The organism is Burkholderia sp. AU28863, from assembly GCF_002223195.1.
GTDB lineage: Bacteria > Pseudomonadota > Gammaproteobacteria > Burkholderiales > Burkholderiaceae > Burkholderia > Burkholderia sola.
The window spans coordinates 603,216-622,407 of record NZ_NKFE01000006.1; the positions used below are offsets into that span (position 1 = coordinate 603,216).

The 19,192-nt window shown below is 66.4% G+C and carries 10 protein-coding genes; 4 read left to right on the forward strand and 6 right to left on the reverse strand.

The window, feature by feature from the left end; genetic code table 11:
* Positions 1-259 precede the first annotated feature (259 nt).
* Positions 260-1,102 carry a peptidyl-prolyl cis-trans isomerase gene (locus CFB81_RS29350; protein WP_089437479.1) on the forward strand — a complete coding sequence of 281 codons (843 nt, stop codon included), beginning with the start codon at positions 260-262 and terminating at the stop codon, positions 1,100-1,102.
* 66 nt (positions 1,103-1,168) lie between these two features.
* Here the strand turns inward: CFB81_RS29350 and CFB81_RS29355 are convergent, their stop codons facing one another.
* The 5 genes from CFB81_RS29355 to CFB81_RS29375 form a co-directional block, all read right to left on the reverse strand.
* On the reverse strand, positions 1,169-1,651 hold the full coding sequence (locus tag CFB81_RS29355) for an RES family NAD+ phosphorylase (RefSeq protein WP_069617594.1): 483 nt from the start codon (positions 1,649-1,651) through the stop codon (positions 1,169-1,171).
* Positions 1,648-2,154, reverse strand: a complete 507-nt coding sequence (locus CFB81_RS29360) for an antitoxin Xre/MbcA/ParS toxin-binding domain-containing protein (RefSeq protein WP_069617614.1) — start codon at positions 2,152-2,154, stop codon at positions 1,648-1,650. The genes CFB81_RS29355 and CFB81_RS29360 overlap by 4 nt, the downstream gene beginning before the upstream one ends.
* Before the next feature lie 347 nt (positions 2,155-2,501).
* A complete protein-coding gene (locus tag CFB81_RS29365; RefSeq protein ID WP_089437480.1) occupies positions 2,502-2,822 on the reverse strand; it encodes an XRE family transcriptional regulator in 321 nt (106 codons plus the stop codon).
* Positions 2,822-3,214, reverse strand: coding sequence for a type I toxin-antitoxin system SymE family toxin (locus tag CFB81_RS29370; RefSeq protein WP_256976366.1), 393 nt, complete (start codon positions 3,212-3,214; stop codon positions 2,822-2,824). The genes CFB81_RS29365 and CFB81_RS29370 overlap by 1 nt, the downstream gene beginning before the upstream one ends.
* Positions 3,215-3,490: 276 nt before the next feature.
* Positions 3,491-6,472, reverse strand: coding sequence for a sensor histidine kinase (locus CFB81_RS29375; protein ID WP_089437481.1), 2,982 nt, complete (start codon positions 6,470-6,472; stop codon positions 3,491-3,493).
* Between the two features lie 453 nt (positions 6,473-6,925).
* Between CFB81_RS29375 and CFB81_RS29380 the strand changes: the two genes are divergently transcribed.
* The 3 genes from CFB81_RS29380 (at position 6,926) to CFB81_RS29395 (ending at position 18,154) form a co-directional block, all read left to right on the forward strand.
* On the forward strand, positions 6,926-16,318 hold the full coding sequence (locus tag CFB81_RS29380; protein ID WP_089437543.1) for an S-layer family protein: 9,393 nt from the start codon (positions 6,926-6,928) through the stop codon (positions 16,316-16,318).
* Between the two features lie 106 nt (positions 16,319-16,424).
* Positions 16,425-17,138, forward strand: a complete 714-nt coding sequence (locus CFB81_RS29385) for an OmpA family protein (protein WP_089437482.1) — start codon at positions 16,425-16,427, stop codon at positions 17,136-17,138.
* 296 nt (positions 17,139-17,434) lie between these two features.
* Positions 17,435-18,154, forward strand: coding sequence for a response regulator transcription factor (locus CFB81_RS29395; RefSeq protein ID WP_089437483.1), 720 nt, complete (start codon positions 17,435-17,437; stop codon positions 18,152-18,154).
* A 133-nt stretch (positions 18,155-18,287) separates the two neighbouring features.
* On the opposite strand, the gene CFB81_RS29400 is transcribed toward CFB81_RS29395, so the two are convergent.
* Positions 18,288-18,980: a response regulator gene (locus CFB81_RS29400; RefSeq protein ID WP_059721047.1), complete on the reverse strand. Its 693-nt coding sequence runs from the start codon at positions 18,978-18,980 to the stop codon at positions 18,288-18,290.
* Positions 18,981-19,192: the final 212 nt, after the last annotated feature.

Consider the following 19,192-nt stretch of genomic DNA (forward strand, 5'->3'; position numbering starts at 1 on the left):
AGAACGCTGCCACATGCGAGCGCAGGGCATTCATCTCTGTCGTTTCCTCCGTCGATCGTCGGTGTGCTGCCGGCGATGGCCGTTCTGCAAGACGACATGCGGCCGGTTCGCCCGGTTCGCACTTCAGGTCCGGCCGCGGCGCGATCGCACGCGCGGCCTGTCAGGCGCCGACCGGGTCGGTTGCCCGCGGTGAAGCTGCCGCATCTCCTCCTGGCCGCCATCGCGTGCGGCATCTCCCTCCATCGATGAAGGAATCGTCATGAAGAAGCATCACATTTCCATTATTTCCACGCTGATCGCACTCGCGTGCGCCTGCGGCGCCCCTGTCGCACGCGCCGCAGGCACCAAAACCGAAACGCCGCTGCCGCCGGGCGTCGAAGCGGTCGTCAACGACACCCCCATCGCGCGCAGCGACGTGGACAGCATGATCGAAGCCACCGGGCAGGCCGCCACGCCCGAATTGCGCGCGCAGGCCAAACGCGAGCTGATCGCTCAGCACCTGGTCGAGCAAGCGGCGGAAAAGGCCAACTATGGTAGCCGCCCCGAAGTGAATCGCGTCGTGATGCGGGCGCGCACGGTCGCGGCGACGGATCTCTACCTGCGCGACAACCTGCACCCGCAAGCGGTGACCGACGTGCAGGTGAAGGCGCGTTACGACGACGTCGTCGCGAATGCCGCGCAGTTCGAATATCGCGCGGACGTGATCGCCGTGGCCGATCCGGCCGAAGTGAACGCGCTGGTCGCGGAGCTGAAGCAGGGTGCGGCGTTCGACGCGGTGGCGAAGAAGTACAACACGACGCCGAACGGCGGCGTCGCGCAGTGGGTCGAGCTGCGCACGCCGGTGGCCGAGGGGAAGACGGGCGGTTTGCCGTTGCCGCTCGCGCAGGCGATCACGTCGCTGCAGCCGGGTGCTGTCGCAGGCCCGATCCGGGTCGGCAACGCGTTCGCGATCGTGAAACTCGACGAGAAGCGTGCGACGGTCGTGCCGACCTTCGAGGCGGCGAAGAACGTGCTGCGTCAGCAGCTGGAAGCGCAGGCGCAGCAGCGCGCGATGACGGCGCTGGTCGACAAGCTGGCCGGGCAGGCGACGATCCAGCAGTAAGCGGCTCGCGGTTCAGGCATGCCTCATGAATATCGGCCCGTTGCTCGAATCGAGTACGGGCCGATTTTATTTCGGCGCATGACCGAACAGTCTCGGGTCGAGTGTGAAGGGCACAGTGCCGACTACCTTGACGGCTTTCATGTCCGGATGCGACGGGTTCAACAATAGATTGAAATCGGTCGGACACACTACCGACGGCACACGCATAGCCAGTTGTTTGCCGGCCTCCAGCCACTGCTGACCCAGCTCCATCGTGGCTTCGGGATCGCGCGTCAAGTCCGCCCAGCCATCCGGTGGTGTCGGAATGAACGCCTCGTCATAAATGACGTCTGGTAATTCCAATGTCACTAAGTGATACCCGCCGGCCGGCATCAAGCCAGCCATGTGTACTAGCGCTTCGAGCAGTGCGGTTGAAGCATGAAGACATGTGTACACAACGCGCATTCCGCGCGGGTTCCAACGTCCGCCGGCCAACGCGGCACCATTGCCGCTCAAGTCATCGGCCCGGTAGTAGCCGCGCCGCTCCTTGGCGAGCCGATACAGTTTCATGCGCCAATTCCGTAAATGACGCGCATCAGCAGATCCCGTACTCGGTCATATCCAGGTTGGGAATCCAGGACTTCGAGCGGCCGCAACCCGGCAAGCTCGGCATGTGGCAGTTGCATCCATTCTGCGGCAAGCGCTTCGTTCTCGAATACGTCCATCGCGAGCCGAAAGACGTAGAGCACGCGTGCGACACGATCGGATTCTGCAGGGGATAGACGTTCCTCGCGCGCGATCTTGCGCAGGATCGTGGAACTCGGAAGGCCGAGTCCAGCGAGCAGCGTTTGGACTGGCACATTCAAGAGATTCTTCGCGACACGATCGATAATGCTGGCCTCCATCCCTTCACGAATTTGCCGGCGTTGCTCAAGGGCATCGAACTGGCCGAGGAACATCTCGATATCGCGACCGTGAGAGCCGAGTTGTTTAGAGCCGACGGTCGGCTTGGCCGCTTTCACGGCAGCCGGGCGAGTAGCTGATTGCCGGCCAGCGGATTGATTCCGTGCCATGATGATGTGCCTCTCAAATGAGAATTTCGACATTCTCATTGTAGAGTCGTTCAAGTGAGAGTCAAGACTTTCCCGTTTGGTAAGCATGCTGATGCTCCAGAGGTGGGGGCAACCGACTATGGCCAGGGGCAGCACTGTGGGAGAAGAATCAGCCCAGTCCGATTGGTTGTAACGATTGTTCACGTTAAATTGAACGAGTGTGGCGCCGAAGTCGCTTCGGCGGCGGCCGTTGGGCCCGGCCGTCGTCATGCTATGTATTTGATAGCACCTACTCCTAACGCTGCCTCATGCGAGCGCCGAGGCGCTTCCGGCCGCCACACATTTCTTTAAGCCTGCGTCGCAGGCCGTCAGACCGAAACCGTAATCCCCGCCGGCCCGAATTCCCCCGCCGGCTTCACCACGATCTCCACATGCTGGCCGAACGATGCCAGCGTCAGCATCAGTTGATCCAGCGTTACGTTCCGGAGCCGCTCGCGCTGCTCGGGCGTGACGACCGGCCGGGCCATTTCGGCGAGCGCCGCCGCCTCTTCTTCGGTCAGGCCGCGAGACACCATCAATGCATTGAGTTTCAGTACGAGCACGGATTTGGCCGCCAGTTCGCCGACGTCGTAATAGTCGAAATCGTCCGGCACGTTGTCGGCGTGTTGATTCGATGTGTCGTAGTTCATTACGCTTCCTCCGTCAACACCGACAGTTGCCGCTGTTGCCCGCTGCCGCAATCGACATCGGGGAATCCATCCTTTCCGGCAGGGCTCGGGTCCGCCTCATCGATCGGCGTGATCACCAGCCGCTTGTGCGATACCTCGATATGCAGACGCTGTTCGGGATCGAAACCCGCCGCCTCGATCCATCGGCCGGACAACTTCATCCACAGATGCACGACAGGCGGCGCCATTTCGGCGAGCCTGATATGCGGGACGATACGGCGGGATTGAAGAGACGAACGAGGGGAGACAAAACGATCGCGGAAATACATCGGTGCGTTATGATTCGCGCCAGCCATGATTAACTCTCCGGTGTGGAGTTGGTTGTGGTCAGCGGCCCGCAGGTGCTGTTTCACCTGCGGGCCGCGCTCGTTTACGCACCGGATTTCGAGTACCGCTCCGTCACATGCATCGCATGTCGAAGCGGCCTGAGAATCCTGGCGAAAACGTGCAACCACTGTAGTCGAGAACATCCGGCGTCAGGGATCAGTCACGTACGAATTCATCGGTGTTGGCCATCAGGCCAGTACGTCAAACGCTTGCTGCATAACGAATCCAGCGCGATCACGTCGGCTGACCACATCGTCAATTAATTCCCGATGTGTCAGAAATCGTTTCAATCGACGATTCGATCAGCCCGCCGCACGCCGCATCAGGATCTCGTTCGCGCTCTGTCGATAGCGCTCGAACTCCCGCGCGAACGCCGCCGCATCCCCTGCGAGCGCCAGCGCTTCCATCGACGCGCAGAGCCCTGAAATCTCCCGCTCGCCGATCATCGCGAATGCGCCGCGCATGCTGTGAATCTCCGATCGCGCGACCTTCAGGTCGCCGTCCTGCAACGCCCGCGCGATGGTCGTGCTCGAGCGTCGCGTCGCATCGACGAGCACCGTATGCAGGTCTTTCGGCAGCGGGCCGGACGCGCGCGCCGGTACCGGCGGATACACCGGCCGCCGCCACGTGCCGGCGTACTTCGCGATCGCCTGTTCGAGCGATTTCAGCGACGTCGGCTTCGTCACGATCTCGTCGATACCCGCTTCCCACGCCAGCCGCAACTCGTCCGGTTCGGCATGCGCGGTGACCGCCAGGACCGGCTGCACGCGGCCGCGCTCGCGCAGCACGCGGGCGAACGCGTAGCCGTCGAGGCCCGGCATGTTGAGGTCGGTGAGCACGACCGCATAGTCGTGGCGGTCCACCAGATCGAGCGCGTCGGCGACGTTCGACGCGATATCGGCCTGATAGCCGAGTACGTCCAGCTGATCGTGGACGAGCGAACGGTTGACCGGATTGTCGTCGACGAACAGCACGCGCACGTCCGGCGCATCCTCGGCCGACCGCGCTTGCGCGGCGCCGGGCTGGCGGTCGAGCGGCAGCGGCAACGTGACCACGAACGTCGAACCCACGCCCGGCACGCTGTTCGCGTCGATGCGCCCGCCCATCGATTCCGCGAGCTTGTAGCTCAGCGCGAGGCCGATGCCCGTGCCGCCGAAGCGGCGCGCGATTGATTCGTCGGCCTGCGCGAACGGCTCGAACACGTGCGCCAACTGATCGGCCGTCATGCCGATGCCCGAATCGCTGACGCGGATCGTCACGGGCGTCGCGTCGCCCGACGGCGCCGACACCGACAACGCGACCGCGCCGCGGTCGGTGAACTTGATCGCGTTGCTGACCAGGTTCACGACGATCTGCCGCACGCGCATCGGGTCGCCGAGATACGTGTGCGCGACCGCGGGATCGACGTCGATGCGCAATGCGATGCCTTTCGCGCCGGCCACCGGCTCGAACAGGTCCGCGACGTCGCGCATCAGCTCGTCGATCCGAAAGCCGGTCGCTTCGAGCGTCATCCGGTCGGCTTCGATCTTCGTCATGTCGAGTACGTTGTTCAGCATGTCGAGCAGCATCCGCGCGGCCGACGTGACCGCATGCAGGCGTGGTTTCTGCCGGCTCGGGTCCGGCGCCTTGTCGAGCAGTTCGAGATTGCCGAGCATCGCGTTCAACGGCGTGCGGATCTCGTGGCTGATCGTCGCGAGGAACGTCGACTTCGCGCGGTTCGCGCTGTCGAGCGCGCGTTCGGCGTCGGCGCGCGTCGTGATGTCGGAGAAGCTGCACAGCAGCGCGTCCTTGCCCTTGTAGCGCACGCGCACGAAGTTGACGAGCAGGTCGCGCGCGCGGCCGTCGCCGAGCGTCAGCGGCAGTTCGACGTCGAGCTGGACGGGCGATGCGTCCGCGTGTTCGCGATAGCGCGCCAGCAGTCGCTCGTGCAGCGGCGGATCGCCGGCCTCGCGTTCGTACAGTTCGAGCATCCGGTTGCGCAGCAGCACCTGTCGCGTGTCGGGTGATACGAGGCCGATGCCGAACGGCGCGGTCGCGACGATCGTGCGGCTCATCCGCTCGCTTTCGAACACGCGGCGCGAGCGGCGAAACAGCGGCGCGAACACCCGGAGATCGAACGCGATCACGAGCGTCCACAGCACGATGAGGATCGTTGCAGTGGTGCCGAACTCGCGCAGCATCGTCGACCAGATCGCAAAGGCGATCGTGCGCCACGAGTACGCATAGACGATCGCGTAGCCGGTGTCCGAAATCCGGTCGCTGATCGTGAACACGCCGTGACGGTAGCTTTCGTCGAAATGCGCGAGGCCGCGCCGCCACGTGCCTTCGGCCAGTGCGTGCTTCATCAGCGCGGCGCCGTCCTCCGCGTCGCCGGTGCGGTCGACATCGAGCAGCACGCGGCCGTTTTCGTCGATCAGCATCGCGACCGCGTCGGCCGGCGCGTGCTTCATGCGATCGGCGATCACGTCGACGTCGAAGTCGCTCACGAAGGTCATGAAATGTTGCTGACCGTCGAAGGCGGGCTCGACGAGACGGAAGACCGTCTTGCCGGTCAGCGGATCGATCGCCGGCGCCTGCCACGCGATCCGGCGCGACAGGCGCCAGTAGCGCGCGACGGCCGGATCGGACCAGTCGGCCACGTCGAACGCGAGGTGCTGGATCAACGCATGCGTGTCGCGCACGCCGATGCGCGCGAGCAGGTCGGGATACGGCATCGACGGCGGCGGCGTGATCGCGATCACGTTGCGGTCGGGGCTGTATGCATAGCCGCGCACCGCGCGGCCGGTCTGCCGCTCGGCAGCCGCGACCGAAATCGTCTGGCGCTCCATCAACTGCACGTAGCGATCGGTTTCGTGGTCGGCCAGCGCCTTCGGCGACGCGGCCACGAAGATCTCGCTCACGCCGGGCATCGGCGCGAGCAGCACGTGCCCGTCTTTTCTCAGTGCATCGGAGGCTTCGCGCGCATGCGGCGGATGGCCGTTCCACAACAGCTCGGCATTGATCACCGCGCGGCGCATCGATGCCTGTTTCGCATCCATTTCCAGTTGCACGAGCGCCTTGTGCGTCGCGAACAGGTCGCGGCGCTCGGCGATGTAGTCGCGCACCGACCCGACCAGCAGGATGCCGGCCGCGATCAGGATCACGAGGGACAGCACGACCGCGCCGCCGTACAGCGTGAAGCGCTGATACCGGTTCAGCAGGCTCAGGTCGTGCGCATCGTCGTCGATCGACGCGAACGGCGCGCTGGCGTCCGTATGGGACGCGAAGAGATGGCGGATGGGCATGAGACGAAGACCGGTGAATCAATGCGCAAATCGGGAGACGCGCTACGGCGATGCCGGAACGCGGACGATATCCGCGAGCCGCACGACGGCGGCGCGATGCGCGGCCGGCTCGGGGAACGGGAAAATTATCGGGATAGCGGGCGGGTCTGTATGTAGGGCAGTCCGAAACACTCGCGCGCGATGGATAGGACCAGTCCTATTCAGGCAATCGGCGGCGCGGTGCGTATATAAGGCTTGCCGCGCGCTCGTGTCAAACGGAATCGTTCAGGAAAACGGCGGGTCGTGCCGTGTCTGGCACGGCCGATTGTCAAGCAACGTCATGTTAGGACTGGGCCTACGAAATAAGTCGTTGCACGTCCAGCCGTCTGATTATCGAAATGACAGGCGATCAATACATTGGCATCTGTGGACGAGGAGCGTCCTTCTCCCTTTTTCTCTACAGAGGCAATCAGCATGAACAAGAGTTATCGCACCGTCTGGAACGCGACGACGGGTACATGGACGGCGGCAGCCGAAACGGCGCGGATGCGCACGAAATCGAAGTCGAATACGACGATGAAGTCGTCGGTCACGGCGGCGGTCGCGGTGATGGCCGGCGTGGGCGGCGGTGCGATGTCGGCCGATGCGAATGCGCAGGCGGCGAATGGCGGCGGGTCGTTGTCGCTGTGTGCGCCTGGTGGCACGCAGGGGATGCTCTTTGGTGGCGGCAGCGCGACCGGCACCCGCAATACGGGCTCGAACTGCGGTGCGCCGATCGCCAACTGGCGGCTCAGCGAAGGTCACGCGAGATCGTTCCAGCTGTACAACCATGCCAACGCCAATGGCTCCGGTGTCGGTCAGGCCAGCGCGGCGACCGAAGCCGGCATCAGCGGCACCGTCGACGGCCATCTGTTCCTGCTGGGCGGCTCGGGCGTGCACCTGCGCGGCCCGGTGGACGTCGACAGCAACTTCAACATGACGAACCACCGCATCAACAACTTGGCCGCCGGTACGGCCGGGACGGATGCCGTTAACGTCAATCAACTGAACGCGGCGATCAAGGCGGCAGGGACGGCGAACCCGTACGTCGTGACCAATACGGGTACGTATGCGGCCGCGACGGCGGCGCGCGCAGGCGGCAGCGCGACGGCAATCGGGGCGAACGCGAATGCCGGTGGTACGTCGGCCGTGGCGCTCGGCGGGAATACCGTTGCAACCGGCCAGAATGCCGTCGCGCTCGGCACGCTCGCGAACGCGACGGGCAGTGAGACCGTCGCGGTCGGCGTGAGCGCACGTGCGACGGGGAACAATTCGACGGCGATGGGCCGGGGCGCGGCGGCGGTGTCGTCCAATGCGACTTCCGTCGGCTATGGCACCTATGCGGGCGCCGACGGCGCTACGGCACTTGGCACGACGGCGAGCGCCGTGGGTGCGAACGCCATCGCAGTTGGTCGCGGCGCGAGCACCAGCGGAACCTACGGCTCCGCGATCGGCTATTCCGCCAATGCAACCACGAACGCCGTTGCGATCGGTGTGCTCGCGAAAGCGACCTCGGCGTCGAGCGTTGCATTGGGCGAGCGCGCGAGCGCGACGGGCGCGACTGCGACCGCACTCGGTCGCGGGGCGCTGGCCAGCGGGACGAATTCGGTCGCGCTCGGCGCGAACTCGGTTGGCGATCGCAACAATGCTGTGTCGGTCGGGTCGACGTCGCAGCAGCGACAGATCGTCAACGTGGCCGCCGGTACGCAGAATACGGACGCCGTGAACCTCGGCCAGATGAATACCGCGTTGTCGACCAAGGTCGACAACACGTACATCAAGATCGATACGCGCAACGGCACGGCCGCCGCGCAAGCAGGATCGGGCTCGGTTGCCATCGGCACGAATACGAGTGCGTCCGGATCTTACGCGACGGCGTTCGGCAATAGTGCGCGGGCCAACGGGGACAACAGCACGGCGCTCGGCTTCCAGGCAAGCAGTGCGGGCGGCGCCGCCGTCGCGATCGGCAATGGTGCGAACGCAAGCGGTTCGCATGGCGTTGCGCTGGGTGTCAACGCTGTGGCATCCCATACCGATTCGGTGGCGCTTGGTGCCCTGTCGTCGACGGACCGCAACAACAGCGTATCCGTCGGCTCGTCGACGCTGCGTCGGCAGATCACCAACGTGGCCGCCGGCACGCAAGAAACCGACGCCGTGAACGTCGGCCAACTGAATGCCGCGATCGCGGCAGGTTCGAACCCGTATGTAGCGGTGCGTGGCTCGACCGCGGCGCGCGCTTCCGGCAGCCAGTCGATTGCGATCGGCGACGGTGCGATTGCGAATGCCACGGACATCAACGGTGGTCAGACGAACATCGCCATCGGTGCCAAGGCGTACACGTCGGGCGGGTTCGGGCAACTGGCGATCGGCGAGGGTGCATCCACGACGAACACCAATGCCGGCGGGGCGATTGCGATCGGTCGCGGGGCCAAAACCACGCAACGCGGCGTGGCGCTCGGCGATGGCGCATCGGTGACGGCTCAATACGGTGTCGCGTTGGGTGACACGTCGGTCGCCGATCGAGCAAATAGCGTGTCAGTGGGTTCGGCGACGCTGCAACGGCAGATCACGAACGTGGCTGCCGGCACGCAAGACACGGACGCAGTGAACGTCGGCCAGCTGAAGGACTCGGGCCTGATCGGAGACGACGGCAAGTCGATCGCCGCGGTGACGTACGACCGCAATGCGGACGGCACGCCGAACTACGGCACGGTGACGTTGGGTAACGGCGCGGGTCCGACGCAGATCAAGAACGTCGCGGATGCGACGGACGACCACGACGCACTGAACCTCGGTCAGCTGAAGGACGCGGGCCTGGTGGGCGACGACGGCAAGGGCAACCTGACGTCGATGGCGGTGACGTACGACGGCGCCGCACGCGACAAGGTCACGCTGGCCGGCGCAGGCGGCACGACGCTGTCGAACGTGAAGGCGGGCGTGGCGGACATGGACGCGGTGAACGTAGGCCAGCTGAAGGATTCGGGCCTGATCGGCGACGACGGCAAGTCGATTGCCGCGGTGACGTACGACCGTAACGCGGACGGCACGCCGAACTATGGCACGGTGACGCTGGGTAACGGCGCGGGCCCGACGCAGATCAAGAACGTCGCGGATGCGACGGACGATCACGACGCACTGAACCTCGGCCAGCTGAAGGATGCGGGCCTGGTGGGCGACGACGGCAAGGGCAACTTGACGTCGATGGCGGTCACGTACGACGGCGCGGCACGCGACAAGGTGACGCTGGCCGGCACGGACGGCACGACGCTTGCGAACGTGAAGGCCGGCGTGGCGAACATGGACGCGGTGAACGTAGGCCAGTTGAAGGACTCGGGCCTGATCGGAGACGACGGCAAGTCGATCGCCGCGGTCACGTACGACCGTAACGCGGACGGTACGCCGAACATGGGTTCGGTGACGCTGGGCGGCGCGGGTGCAACGACGCCGGTCGCGCTGAAGAACGTCGCGGACGCGAAGGACGATCACGACGCACTGAACCTCGGCCAGCTGAAGGATGCGGGCCTGGTGGGCGATGACGGCAAGGGCAACCTGACGTCGATGGCAGTGACGTACGACGGTGCGGCGAAGGACAGCGTGACGCTGGGCGGCGTTGGCGCGACCACGCCGGTGGCGATCCACAACGTCAAGGATGGCGAACTGTCGGCGACGAGCAAGGATGCCGTGAACGGTTCGCAGCTGTTCGCGACGAACCAGAACCTGAGCGACCTGAAGGATTCGCTGAAGGATGGCGGCGTGATCGACCCGGTGACGGGCGAATCGCTGGCTGTCGTGTACGACAGCAACGCGAAGGACACGGTCACGCTGAAGGGCGCGGACGGCACGACGTTGTCGAACGTGAAGGCCGGCGTGGCCGACAAGGACGCGGTGAACGTGAGCCAACTGAAGGATTCGGGCCTGATCGGCGACGACGGCAAGTCGATCGCCGCGGTGACGTACGACCGTAACGCGGACGGCACGCCGAACTACGGCACGGTGACGCTGGGTAACGGCGCGGGTCCGACGCAGATCAAGAATGTCGCGACGGGCGTCGACGACCTCGACGCAGTCAACGTCAAGCAACTGAACACGGGCTTGTCGGACCTCCGCGACGAGATGTCCGGCGGCAACCTGCGCTTCGTCAAGGTCAATGCCGACCCGGTCACGGGCACGCCGGCTGTCGCAAGCGGCGCGCTCGCCGTCGCCATCGGCTCCGACGCACGGGCGACCAGCGCCAACTCGCTGGCGCTCGGCAGCGGCGCGCGCGTGACCGGCAACGGTTCGGTCGCGATCGGCTACAACTCGGTCGCGAACCAGAACAACGTCGTGTCGGTCGGCGACGTGGGCCGCGAACGCAAGATCGTCAACGTGGCGGACGGCGACGTCGCATTCCAGAGCACGGACGCGGTCAACGGCGGCCAGCTGTATGCGGCGCTGAACGACCTGTCGACGTCGGTGAGCTCGAAGACGCAACAGGCGATCGACAGCTTCTCGTCGGAGATCGACAAGAAGACGAAGGCTGCCATCGACGAGGTGAGCTCGCGCTCGATGCAGACGATGGACGTCAGCGACCCGCTCGTCGCGATCGAAGGCCTGCAGGGCAATAACGTCGCTTCGCTGAACGGCGCGGATCCGACCAAGGCAACGGCGGCCGCGATCGGCTCGTCGACGGCGGCAAGCGGCGCCAATGCGGTGGCGGTCGGCCTCCAGAGCGGCGCGGGTTCGAACAACTCGGTCGCAATCGGCAGCTTCGCGCAAACCGGCGCCGGCCAGGACTACTCGGTCGCCGTGGGTTCGAACGTCCAGACGAACGGCACGCAGGCCGTCGCGCTGGGTGCGAACGCGCAGGCGAATGGCGAGTACGCGCTGGCCGTCGGCAACAACGGTGCGCAGGCGATCGGCGACGGCTCGATCGCGGTCGGTAACGCCGCGAACGTGCGAGCCGGCTCGACCAACGCGATCGCGATGGGTACCGGTGCAAACGTGGCGCGCAGCGTCGAAGGCGCGATGGCGCTCGGCGCGAACACGACCGCGGGCGCGGCCAACAGCGTCGCGCTCGGCGCGAACGCGTTCTCGAATCGTGCGAACACGGTGTCCGTCGGTCGGGCGGGCGCGGAACGTCAGGTCGTCAACGTCGCGGCTGGTACGCAGGCGACCGATGCGGTCAACGTCAGCCAGTTGAAGGGCGTGACCGACGCGCTCGGCGGCGGTGCGGCAGTGGGCGCGGACGGCACGGTGACGAGCCCGACGTACTCGCTGGCAGACCCGGCGGATGCATCGCAGTCGAAGTCGTACAACAACGTGGGCGACGCGCTGTCGAACCTCGACGGCCGTACGACGATGAACACGCAAAACATCACCGTGATCAACAAGCAGCTGGCCGATTCGGGTCTGGTCGATCCGGTGACCGGGCAGTCGATCACGGCGGTGACGTACGACCGTAACGCGGACGGCACGCCGAACCTCGGTTCGGTGACGCTGGGCGGCGCGGGCGCAACGACGCCGGTGGCGCTGAAGAACGTCGCGGACGCGAAGGACAACCACGATGCGCTGAACCTTGGCCAGCTGAAAGACGCGGGCCTGGTGGGCGACGACGGCGCGGGCAACCTGACGTCGATGGCGGTCACGTACGACGGCGCGGCGAAGGACAAGGTGACGCTGGCCGGCACGAACGGCACGACGCTTGCGAACGTGAAGGCCGGCGTGGCCGACATGGACGCGGTGAACGTTTCGCAGCTGAAGGGCTCGGGCCTGATCGGCGACGACGGCAAGGCGATCGCCGCGGTCACGTACGACCGTAACGCGGACGGCACGCCGAACTACGGTTCGGTGACGCTCGGCAACGGCGCCGGCCCGACGCAGCTGAAGAACGTGGCCGATGCGACGGACGACGGCGACGCGCTGAACCTCGGCCAGCTGAAGGATGCGGGCCTGGTGGGCGACGACGGCACGGGCAATCTGACGTCGCTGGCGGTGACGTACGACGGCGCGGCGAAGGACAGCATCACGCTGGGCGGCACGGGCGCGACCACGCCGGTGGCGATCCACAACGTCAAGGATGGCGAACTGTCGGCGACGAGCAAGGATGCCGTGAACGGTTCGCAGCTGTTCGCGACGAACACGCGTGTTGGCAATCTCGAAGACTCGCTGAAGGATGGCGGCGTGATCGATCCGGTCACGGGCGAATCGCTGGCCGTGGTGTACGACGGCAATGCGAAGGACACCGTGACGCTGGCCGGCACGAACGGCACGACGCTTGCGAACGTGAAGGCCGGCGTGGCGGACATGGACGCGGTGAACGTTTCGCAGCTGAAGGGTTCTGGCTTGATCGGCGACGACGGCAAGTCGATCGCCGCGGTCACGTACGACCGTCTCGCGGACGGCACGCCGAACTATGGCTCGGTGACGCTGGGTAACGGCGCAGGCCCGACGCAGATCAAGAACGTCGCGGATGCGACGGACGACCATGACGCGATCAACTACAACCAGTTGAAGCAGTACGTCGCGGACAACTCGGGCGGTTCGGGCAATCCGCTGGCCGTCGGCTATGACGACGACACCAAGGCTCGCGTCACGCTGCAAGGCGGCGCGGACGGCACGACGATCACGAACGTGAAGGCGGGCGCGGTCACGGCCACGAGCACGGACGCGATCAACGGTGCGCAGCTGCACGGCACGGCGCAGAGCGTGGCCGATTCGCTGGGCGGCGGCGCGACCGTGGGCGCGGACGGCAAGGTGACGAACCCGACGTACTCGCTGGCCGATCCGGCGGATGCGTCGCAGTCGAAGTCGTACAACAACGTGGGCGACGCACTGTCGAACCTCGACGGCCGTACGACGACGAACACGCAGAACATCACCGTGATCAACAAGCAGTTGGCCGATTCGGGTCTGGTGGACCCGGCAACGGGCCAGTCGATCGCGGCGGTGACGTACGACCGTAATGCGGACGGCACGCCGAACCTCGGTTCGGTGACGCTGGGCGGCGCGGGCGCGACGACGCCGGTGGCGTTGAAGAACGTTGCGGACGGCGTCGATCGTCACGACGCGATCAACGTGGGCCAGTTGCAGGACGCGGGCCTGGTTGCGCCGGTCGACCCGGCGAACCCGGGCGCGGGCCTGACGTCGCTCGCCGTCGCGTACGACGGTGTCGCGAAGGACACGGTCACGCTGAAGGGCGCGAACGGCACGACGCTCGCGAACGTGAAGGCCGGCGTGGCCGATATGGACGCGGTGAACGTGAGCCAGCTGAAGGGCTCCGGCCTGATCGGCGACGACGGCAAGGCAGTCGCTGCGGTGACGTACGACCGTAACGCGGACGGCACGCCGAACTACGGTTCGGTGACGCTGGGCCACGGCACCGGCCCGACGCAGATCAAGAACGTTGCGAATGCGACGGACGACGGCGATGCGTTGAACCTCGGCCAGCTGAAGAGCGCGGGCGTGGTGGGCGACGACGGCAAGGGCAACCTGACGTCGATGGCGGTGACGTACGACGGCGCGGCGAAGGACACCGTGACGCTGGGCGGTGCGGGCGCGACGACGCCGGTCGCACTGAAGAACGTTGCGGACGGCACGGAGCGTCACGACGCGATCAACCTCGGCCAGTTGCAGGATGCGGGCCTGGTTGCGCCGGTCGACCCGACGAACCCGGGTGCGGGCCTGACGTCGCTGGCCGTCGCCTACGACGGCGCCGCGAAGGACACGGTCACGCTGAAGGGCGCGGACGGCACGACGATCACGAACGTGAAGGCGGGCGCGGTCACGGCCACGAGCACGGACGCGATCAACGGTGCGCAGCTGCACGGCACGGCGCAGAGCGTGGCCGATTCGCTGGGCGGCGGCGCGACCGTGGGCGCGGACGGCAAGGTGACGAACCCGACGTACTCGCTGGCGGACCCGGCGGATGCGTCGCAGTCGAAGTCGTACAACAACGTGGGCGATGCACTGTCGAACCTCGACGGCCGTACGACGACGAACACGCAGAACATCACCGTGATCAACAAGCAGCTGGCCGATTCGGGTCTGGTGGATCCGGTGACCGGGCAGTCGATTACGGCGGTGACGTACGACCGCAACGCGGACGGCACGCCGAACCTCGGTTCGGTGACGCTGGGCGGCGCGGGCGCGACGACGCCGGTGGCGTTGAAGAACGTCGCGGACGGCGTGGACAAGCATGACGCGGTGAACGTCGGTCAGCTGCAGAGCGCGGGCGTGCTGACGCCGATCGATCCGACGAATCCGGGCAAGGGCCTGACGTCGCTCGCCGTGACGTACGACAAGCACGCGGACGGTTCGGCGAACTTCGACCAGATCACGCTGAAGGGCGCGAACGGCACGACGCTGTCGAACGTCAAGGCCGGCGCGGTGAACGCGACCAGCATGGACGCGGTGAACGGCTCGCAACTGTACGGCGCGTCGAAGAGCGTGGCGGATGCGCTGGGCGGCGGCTCGACCGTCGACGCGAACGGCAACGTGACGAACCCGACGTACACCGTCAACGACAAGACGTACAACAACGTCGGCGATGCGATCGAGAACATCTCGAGCAGCCTCGTCCACGGCTCGATCGGCCTCGTCCAGCAGGACGCGGACACGCGCGAGATCACGGTCGCGAAGGACACGGACGGCACGTCCGTGAACTTCACGGGTACGGCGGGCGACCGCGTGCTGACCGGCGTGGGCGCGGGTGCGGTGAGCGCGACGAGCCGCGACGCGATCAACGGTGCGCAACTGCACGGCACCGCGCAGAGCGTGGCCGACGTGATCGGCGGCGGGACGACGGTCGATGCGGACGGCAAGCTCGCGGATACGTCGATCGAAGTGAACGGCAGCAAGTACAAGACCGTGGCCGAAGCAGTCCAGGCGGCGGCGCAGTACGGCGCGACCGATTCGCTCGCGGTGCGTTACGACCTGAACAAGGACGGCACGCCGAACTACGGCTCGGTGACCCTCGGCGGCTCAGGCGCGGCGCCGGTGCGCCTCGGCAACGTCGCGGACGGCTCGAGCCGGTATGACGCGGTGAACTTCGGGCAGTTGAGCGAACTGAACGACAAGATCGGCGGCCTCGACGACCGCGTCGGCGAACTGGAGCGGAACCCGGGCACGGGCAATCCGGGCGACGGCGGCGCCGGCAACGACTACTTCGCCGGCACCGACGTGGGTACGGACGGCACGACGAAGGCGAACGCGGGCGGCGGCACGGGCAACACGGCCGCGGGTTCGGGCGCGACGATCGGCACGGGCGCGAACAACGCCACGGTCGTGGGTTCCAACGCGAACGTATCGGGCAGCAACGGTACGGCAATCGGTTCGGGCTCGAAGAGCAGCGCCGAAGGCGCGACCGCGATCGGCAGCAGCGCGAACGCATCGGGCGAGAAGTCGACGGCGATCGGCGACGGTGCGAACGCGTCGGGCAAGAACTCCGTCGCGCTGGGCGCCGGCTCGGTGGCGTCGAGCGACAACACCGTGTCCGTCGGTACGGCCGATCAGAAGCGCACGATCTCGAACCTGGCCGATGGCGTGAACGCGTCCGACGCGGCGACGAAGGGCCAGATGGATCGCGCGATCGGCGGCGTGCAAGGTCAGGTCAACGACCTGTCGCGCAACGCGTACTCCGGTATCGCCGCGGCCACCGCGCTGACGATGATTCCGGGCGTCGATCCGGGCAAGACGGTGTCGTTCGGTATTGGCGGCGCGACCTACAAGGGCTATCAGGCGGTGGCGTTCGGCGGCGAGGCCCGCATCACGCAGAACCTGAAGATGAAGGCCGGCGTGGGCATGTCGAGCGGCGGCAACACCGTCGGTGTGGGCGCTTCGTATCAGTGGTAAGCCGCCGGGCGGGGCGCGAGCCCCGCCCGCTCTCCGGCCTGACTCAGGCCTGACCCAATCCATTCAACTTTTTTCAGGCGTCCGCCTTCACGGCGGACGTTTCACCATGACCATGAAAACCTTGTTGTTGCGCGCCGCGTCGATCGGCGCGATCGCGATGGCGCTCGGTGCGTGTACGACGCAATCGGGCGTCACCTACGACATCCGCGCGGTGTCGATTCCCGGCAAGCCGGACACCGTATTCCGCGTGAGTTGCGACGGGCTGCTCGGCAGCGCGAACGCCTGCGCCCGCGCGGCGGAGGAATTCTGCCAGGGCAAGGGCTTCACGCCGCTCGAGATGATCGACCGCGTGTACAGCCGCGCGCCGATGAAGGACCCGCGCGAAATCACGTTCATGTGCGGCAAGCCGCAGCCGGTCGTGCAGGCCGCGCCGCCGGCGCCGCAACCGCAACCGGCGCCGCAGCCGGTCCCGCAGCGCCAGGTGCTGCTGCAGGGCGATGCGAACTTCGCGTTCGACAGCGCGGTGCTGACGCCGGACGCGCGTAGCCAGCTCGACCGCTTCGTGCAGATCAACAGCGGTGTCGAATTCCGCCGCGTGGCGATCACCGGTTTCACCGATTCGACGGGCAGCAACACGCACAACCTCGCGCTGTCGGCTTCGCGGGCCCGCAACGTGATGAACTACCTGCGCAGCAACGGCTTGAAGGCGCAGTCGTTCGTCTCCGAAGGCCTCGGCGCCGCCGATCCGGTCGCGTCCAACGCGACCGCGGAAGGCCGCGCGCAGAACCGTCGCGTCGAGATCCGGATCGACGCGAAGTAACGCGCAACGGATGACGCTCCACCGGTACGCGCGGGGACCCGGTCGGCGCTGAGCCGACGGAAGGACGCTCCCACCCGCCCGCCCTGTACCTGGAACCGCCCGCTCGTCACGAGCCGGCGGTTTTTTTCATGGCGGTGCGCGGCGCGCCCGCCGCCGCCGGCCGGGGCGATGGCTGATGCGCCCGTTTTCGTGCGAAGATAGCGCCCAATTACGATCCACGACGCCGCGATGCGCGCCGTCGCCGCCCGCCGGGCGGCGAACCGGCCGCGACGATTGCCGCGCAAATCTGGACGACTATGGGAAGCTATCTGATACGCGTGGTACTGGCCGACGACCACCCGGCGATGCTGGTCGGTGTCGAGCACGGCCTGTCGTCGGTGCCGACGATCCAGTTGACCGGCAAGGCCGTCAATTCGACCGAGCTGATCCGGCTCGTCGAGGCCGGCGTGTGCGACGTCGTGGTGTCCGACTATGCGATGCCGGGCAGCGCGCACGGCGACGGCATCACGCTGTTCTCCTATCTCCAGCGCAATCACCCGGCCGTGAAGCTGGTCGTGCTGACCATGCTCGACAACCCGGCCGTGATCGGCGCGCTCACGCGGCTCGGCATCGAATGCATCGTCAGCAAGTCCGACACGATCGATCACCTGATTCCCGCGATTCATGCGGCCGCGACGGGCGGCACCTATTACTCGCCGTCGGTGGAGAAGGTCGTGCGGACGCTCACGTCGCATTCGAGCGCGCGGGCCGCCGACCAGAAGCGCGAGCTCAGCGACCGCGAACTCGAAGTCGTGCGGCTTTATGCGTCGGGCCTCACGGTCAACGAGATCGCCGACAAACTCAGCCGCAGCAAGAAGACGATCAGCACGCAGAAGGCGCGCGCGATGGAAAAGCTCGGGATCGACAAGGACATCGATTTGTTGCGTTACGCGATCGAGCACGGGATCGTCGCCGCATCGGCCAGCGAAGGGCGGGGCGGCGACGTGAAAGAGGAAGGTGGAGTCGATCCGGCCTGACGGCGCGCGACGAGGCCGGCCGCGCGGGATGGCGGCCATGACGAAAGGTGAGCGCGCCTGCCCGTACCGACGCACCGATGCCCCGGCACCATCAGGTTGCCGGGGCTTTTTGTTTCAGGTCGCGGCAGCGGCGTTACGCGCTGGCTTCGTCGCCGCGCACCGGCGGCGCATAGCCGTAGTCGGTCACGAGCCCGCACGCGATCGCATAGCGCACCAGGTCGACGTCGCGCTCGATGCCGAGCTTCTGCATTGCCGAGCTTTTCTGCGTGCTGATCGTTTTCTTGCTGCGATTGAGCTTCTCCGCGATCTCGTTGACCGACAGCCCCGATGCGAAGAGGCGAATCACCTCGACCTCGCGCACCGACAGCGCGGGCGCCCTGCCGCCGACGCTGCCGGTGTTGCGCAGGATCCGGTCCATCGACGGCGACAGGTAGCGGCCGTTCGTATAGGCCGCGTGGATCGCCATCGTCAGGTGATTGGGCATGTCCGACTTGCTGACGATGCACGCGATGCCGATGTCGATCAGCGCGCGCAGCGCCACCGCGTTCTCCATCATCGTCATCACGACGATCTTCAGCCCCGGAAACCGCTTGAGCAGGGTCGTGAACATCGCGAGGCCGTCACCGTATTCGGTGCCGGGCATCGCGTAGTCGGACACCAGCACGTCGCACGGATGAGTCGACAGCGCGTCCATCAGCTCCGTCGAGTTGTGCGCCGTCGCGACCACCGCGACGGTGTTCGTGGCCGACAGTTCGTAGCGGGCGCCGATGACGACGGCCGGATGGTCGTCGGCGATCACGATGCGAATGGGGAAGGTTCTGTTCATATTGGTCTCACGTGTCGCGCCGCGCCCGGCGGCGCGCGTGTCTCGCTCGGTTGAAAGAAGGGAATCGGCGCATGCGGGCTGCCGCGGGGCGCGCCATGCAAGGCCGCGCGTGATGCGGACGCGCCGACGGCCGATGGCGACTCCAGGCGGAATCGGCACCGGCCGTCGGCCGAACGGCGGGGGACGGGGCCCCCGCTTCGGGTCGATGCTCC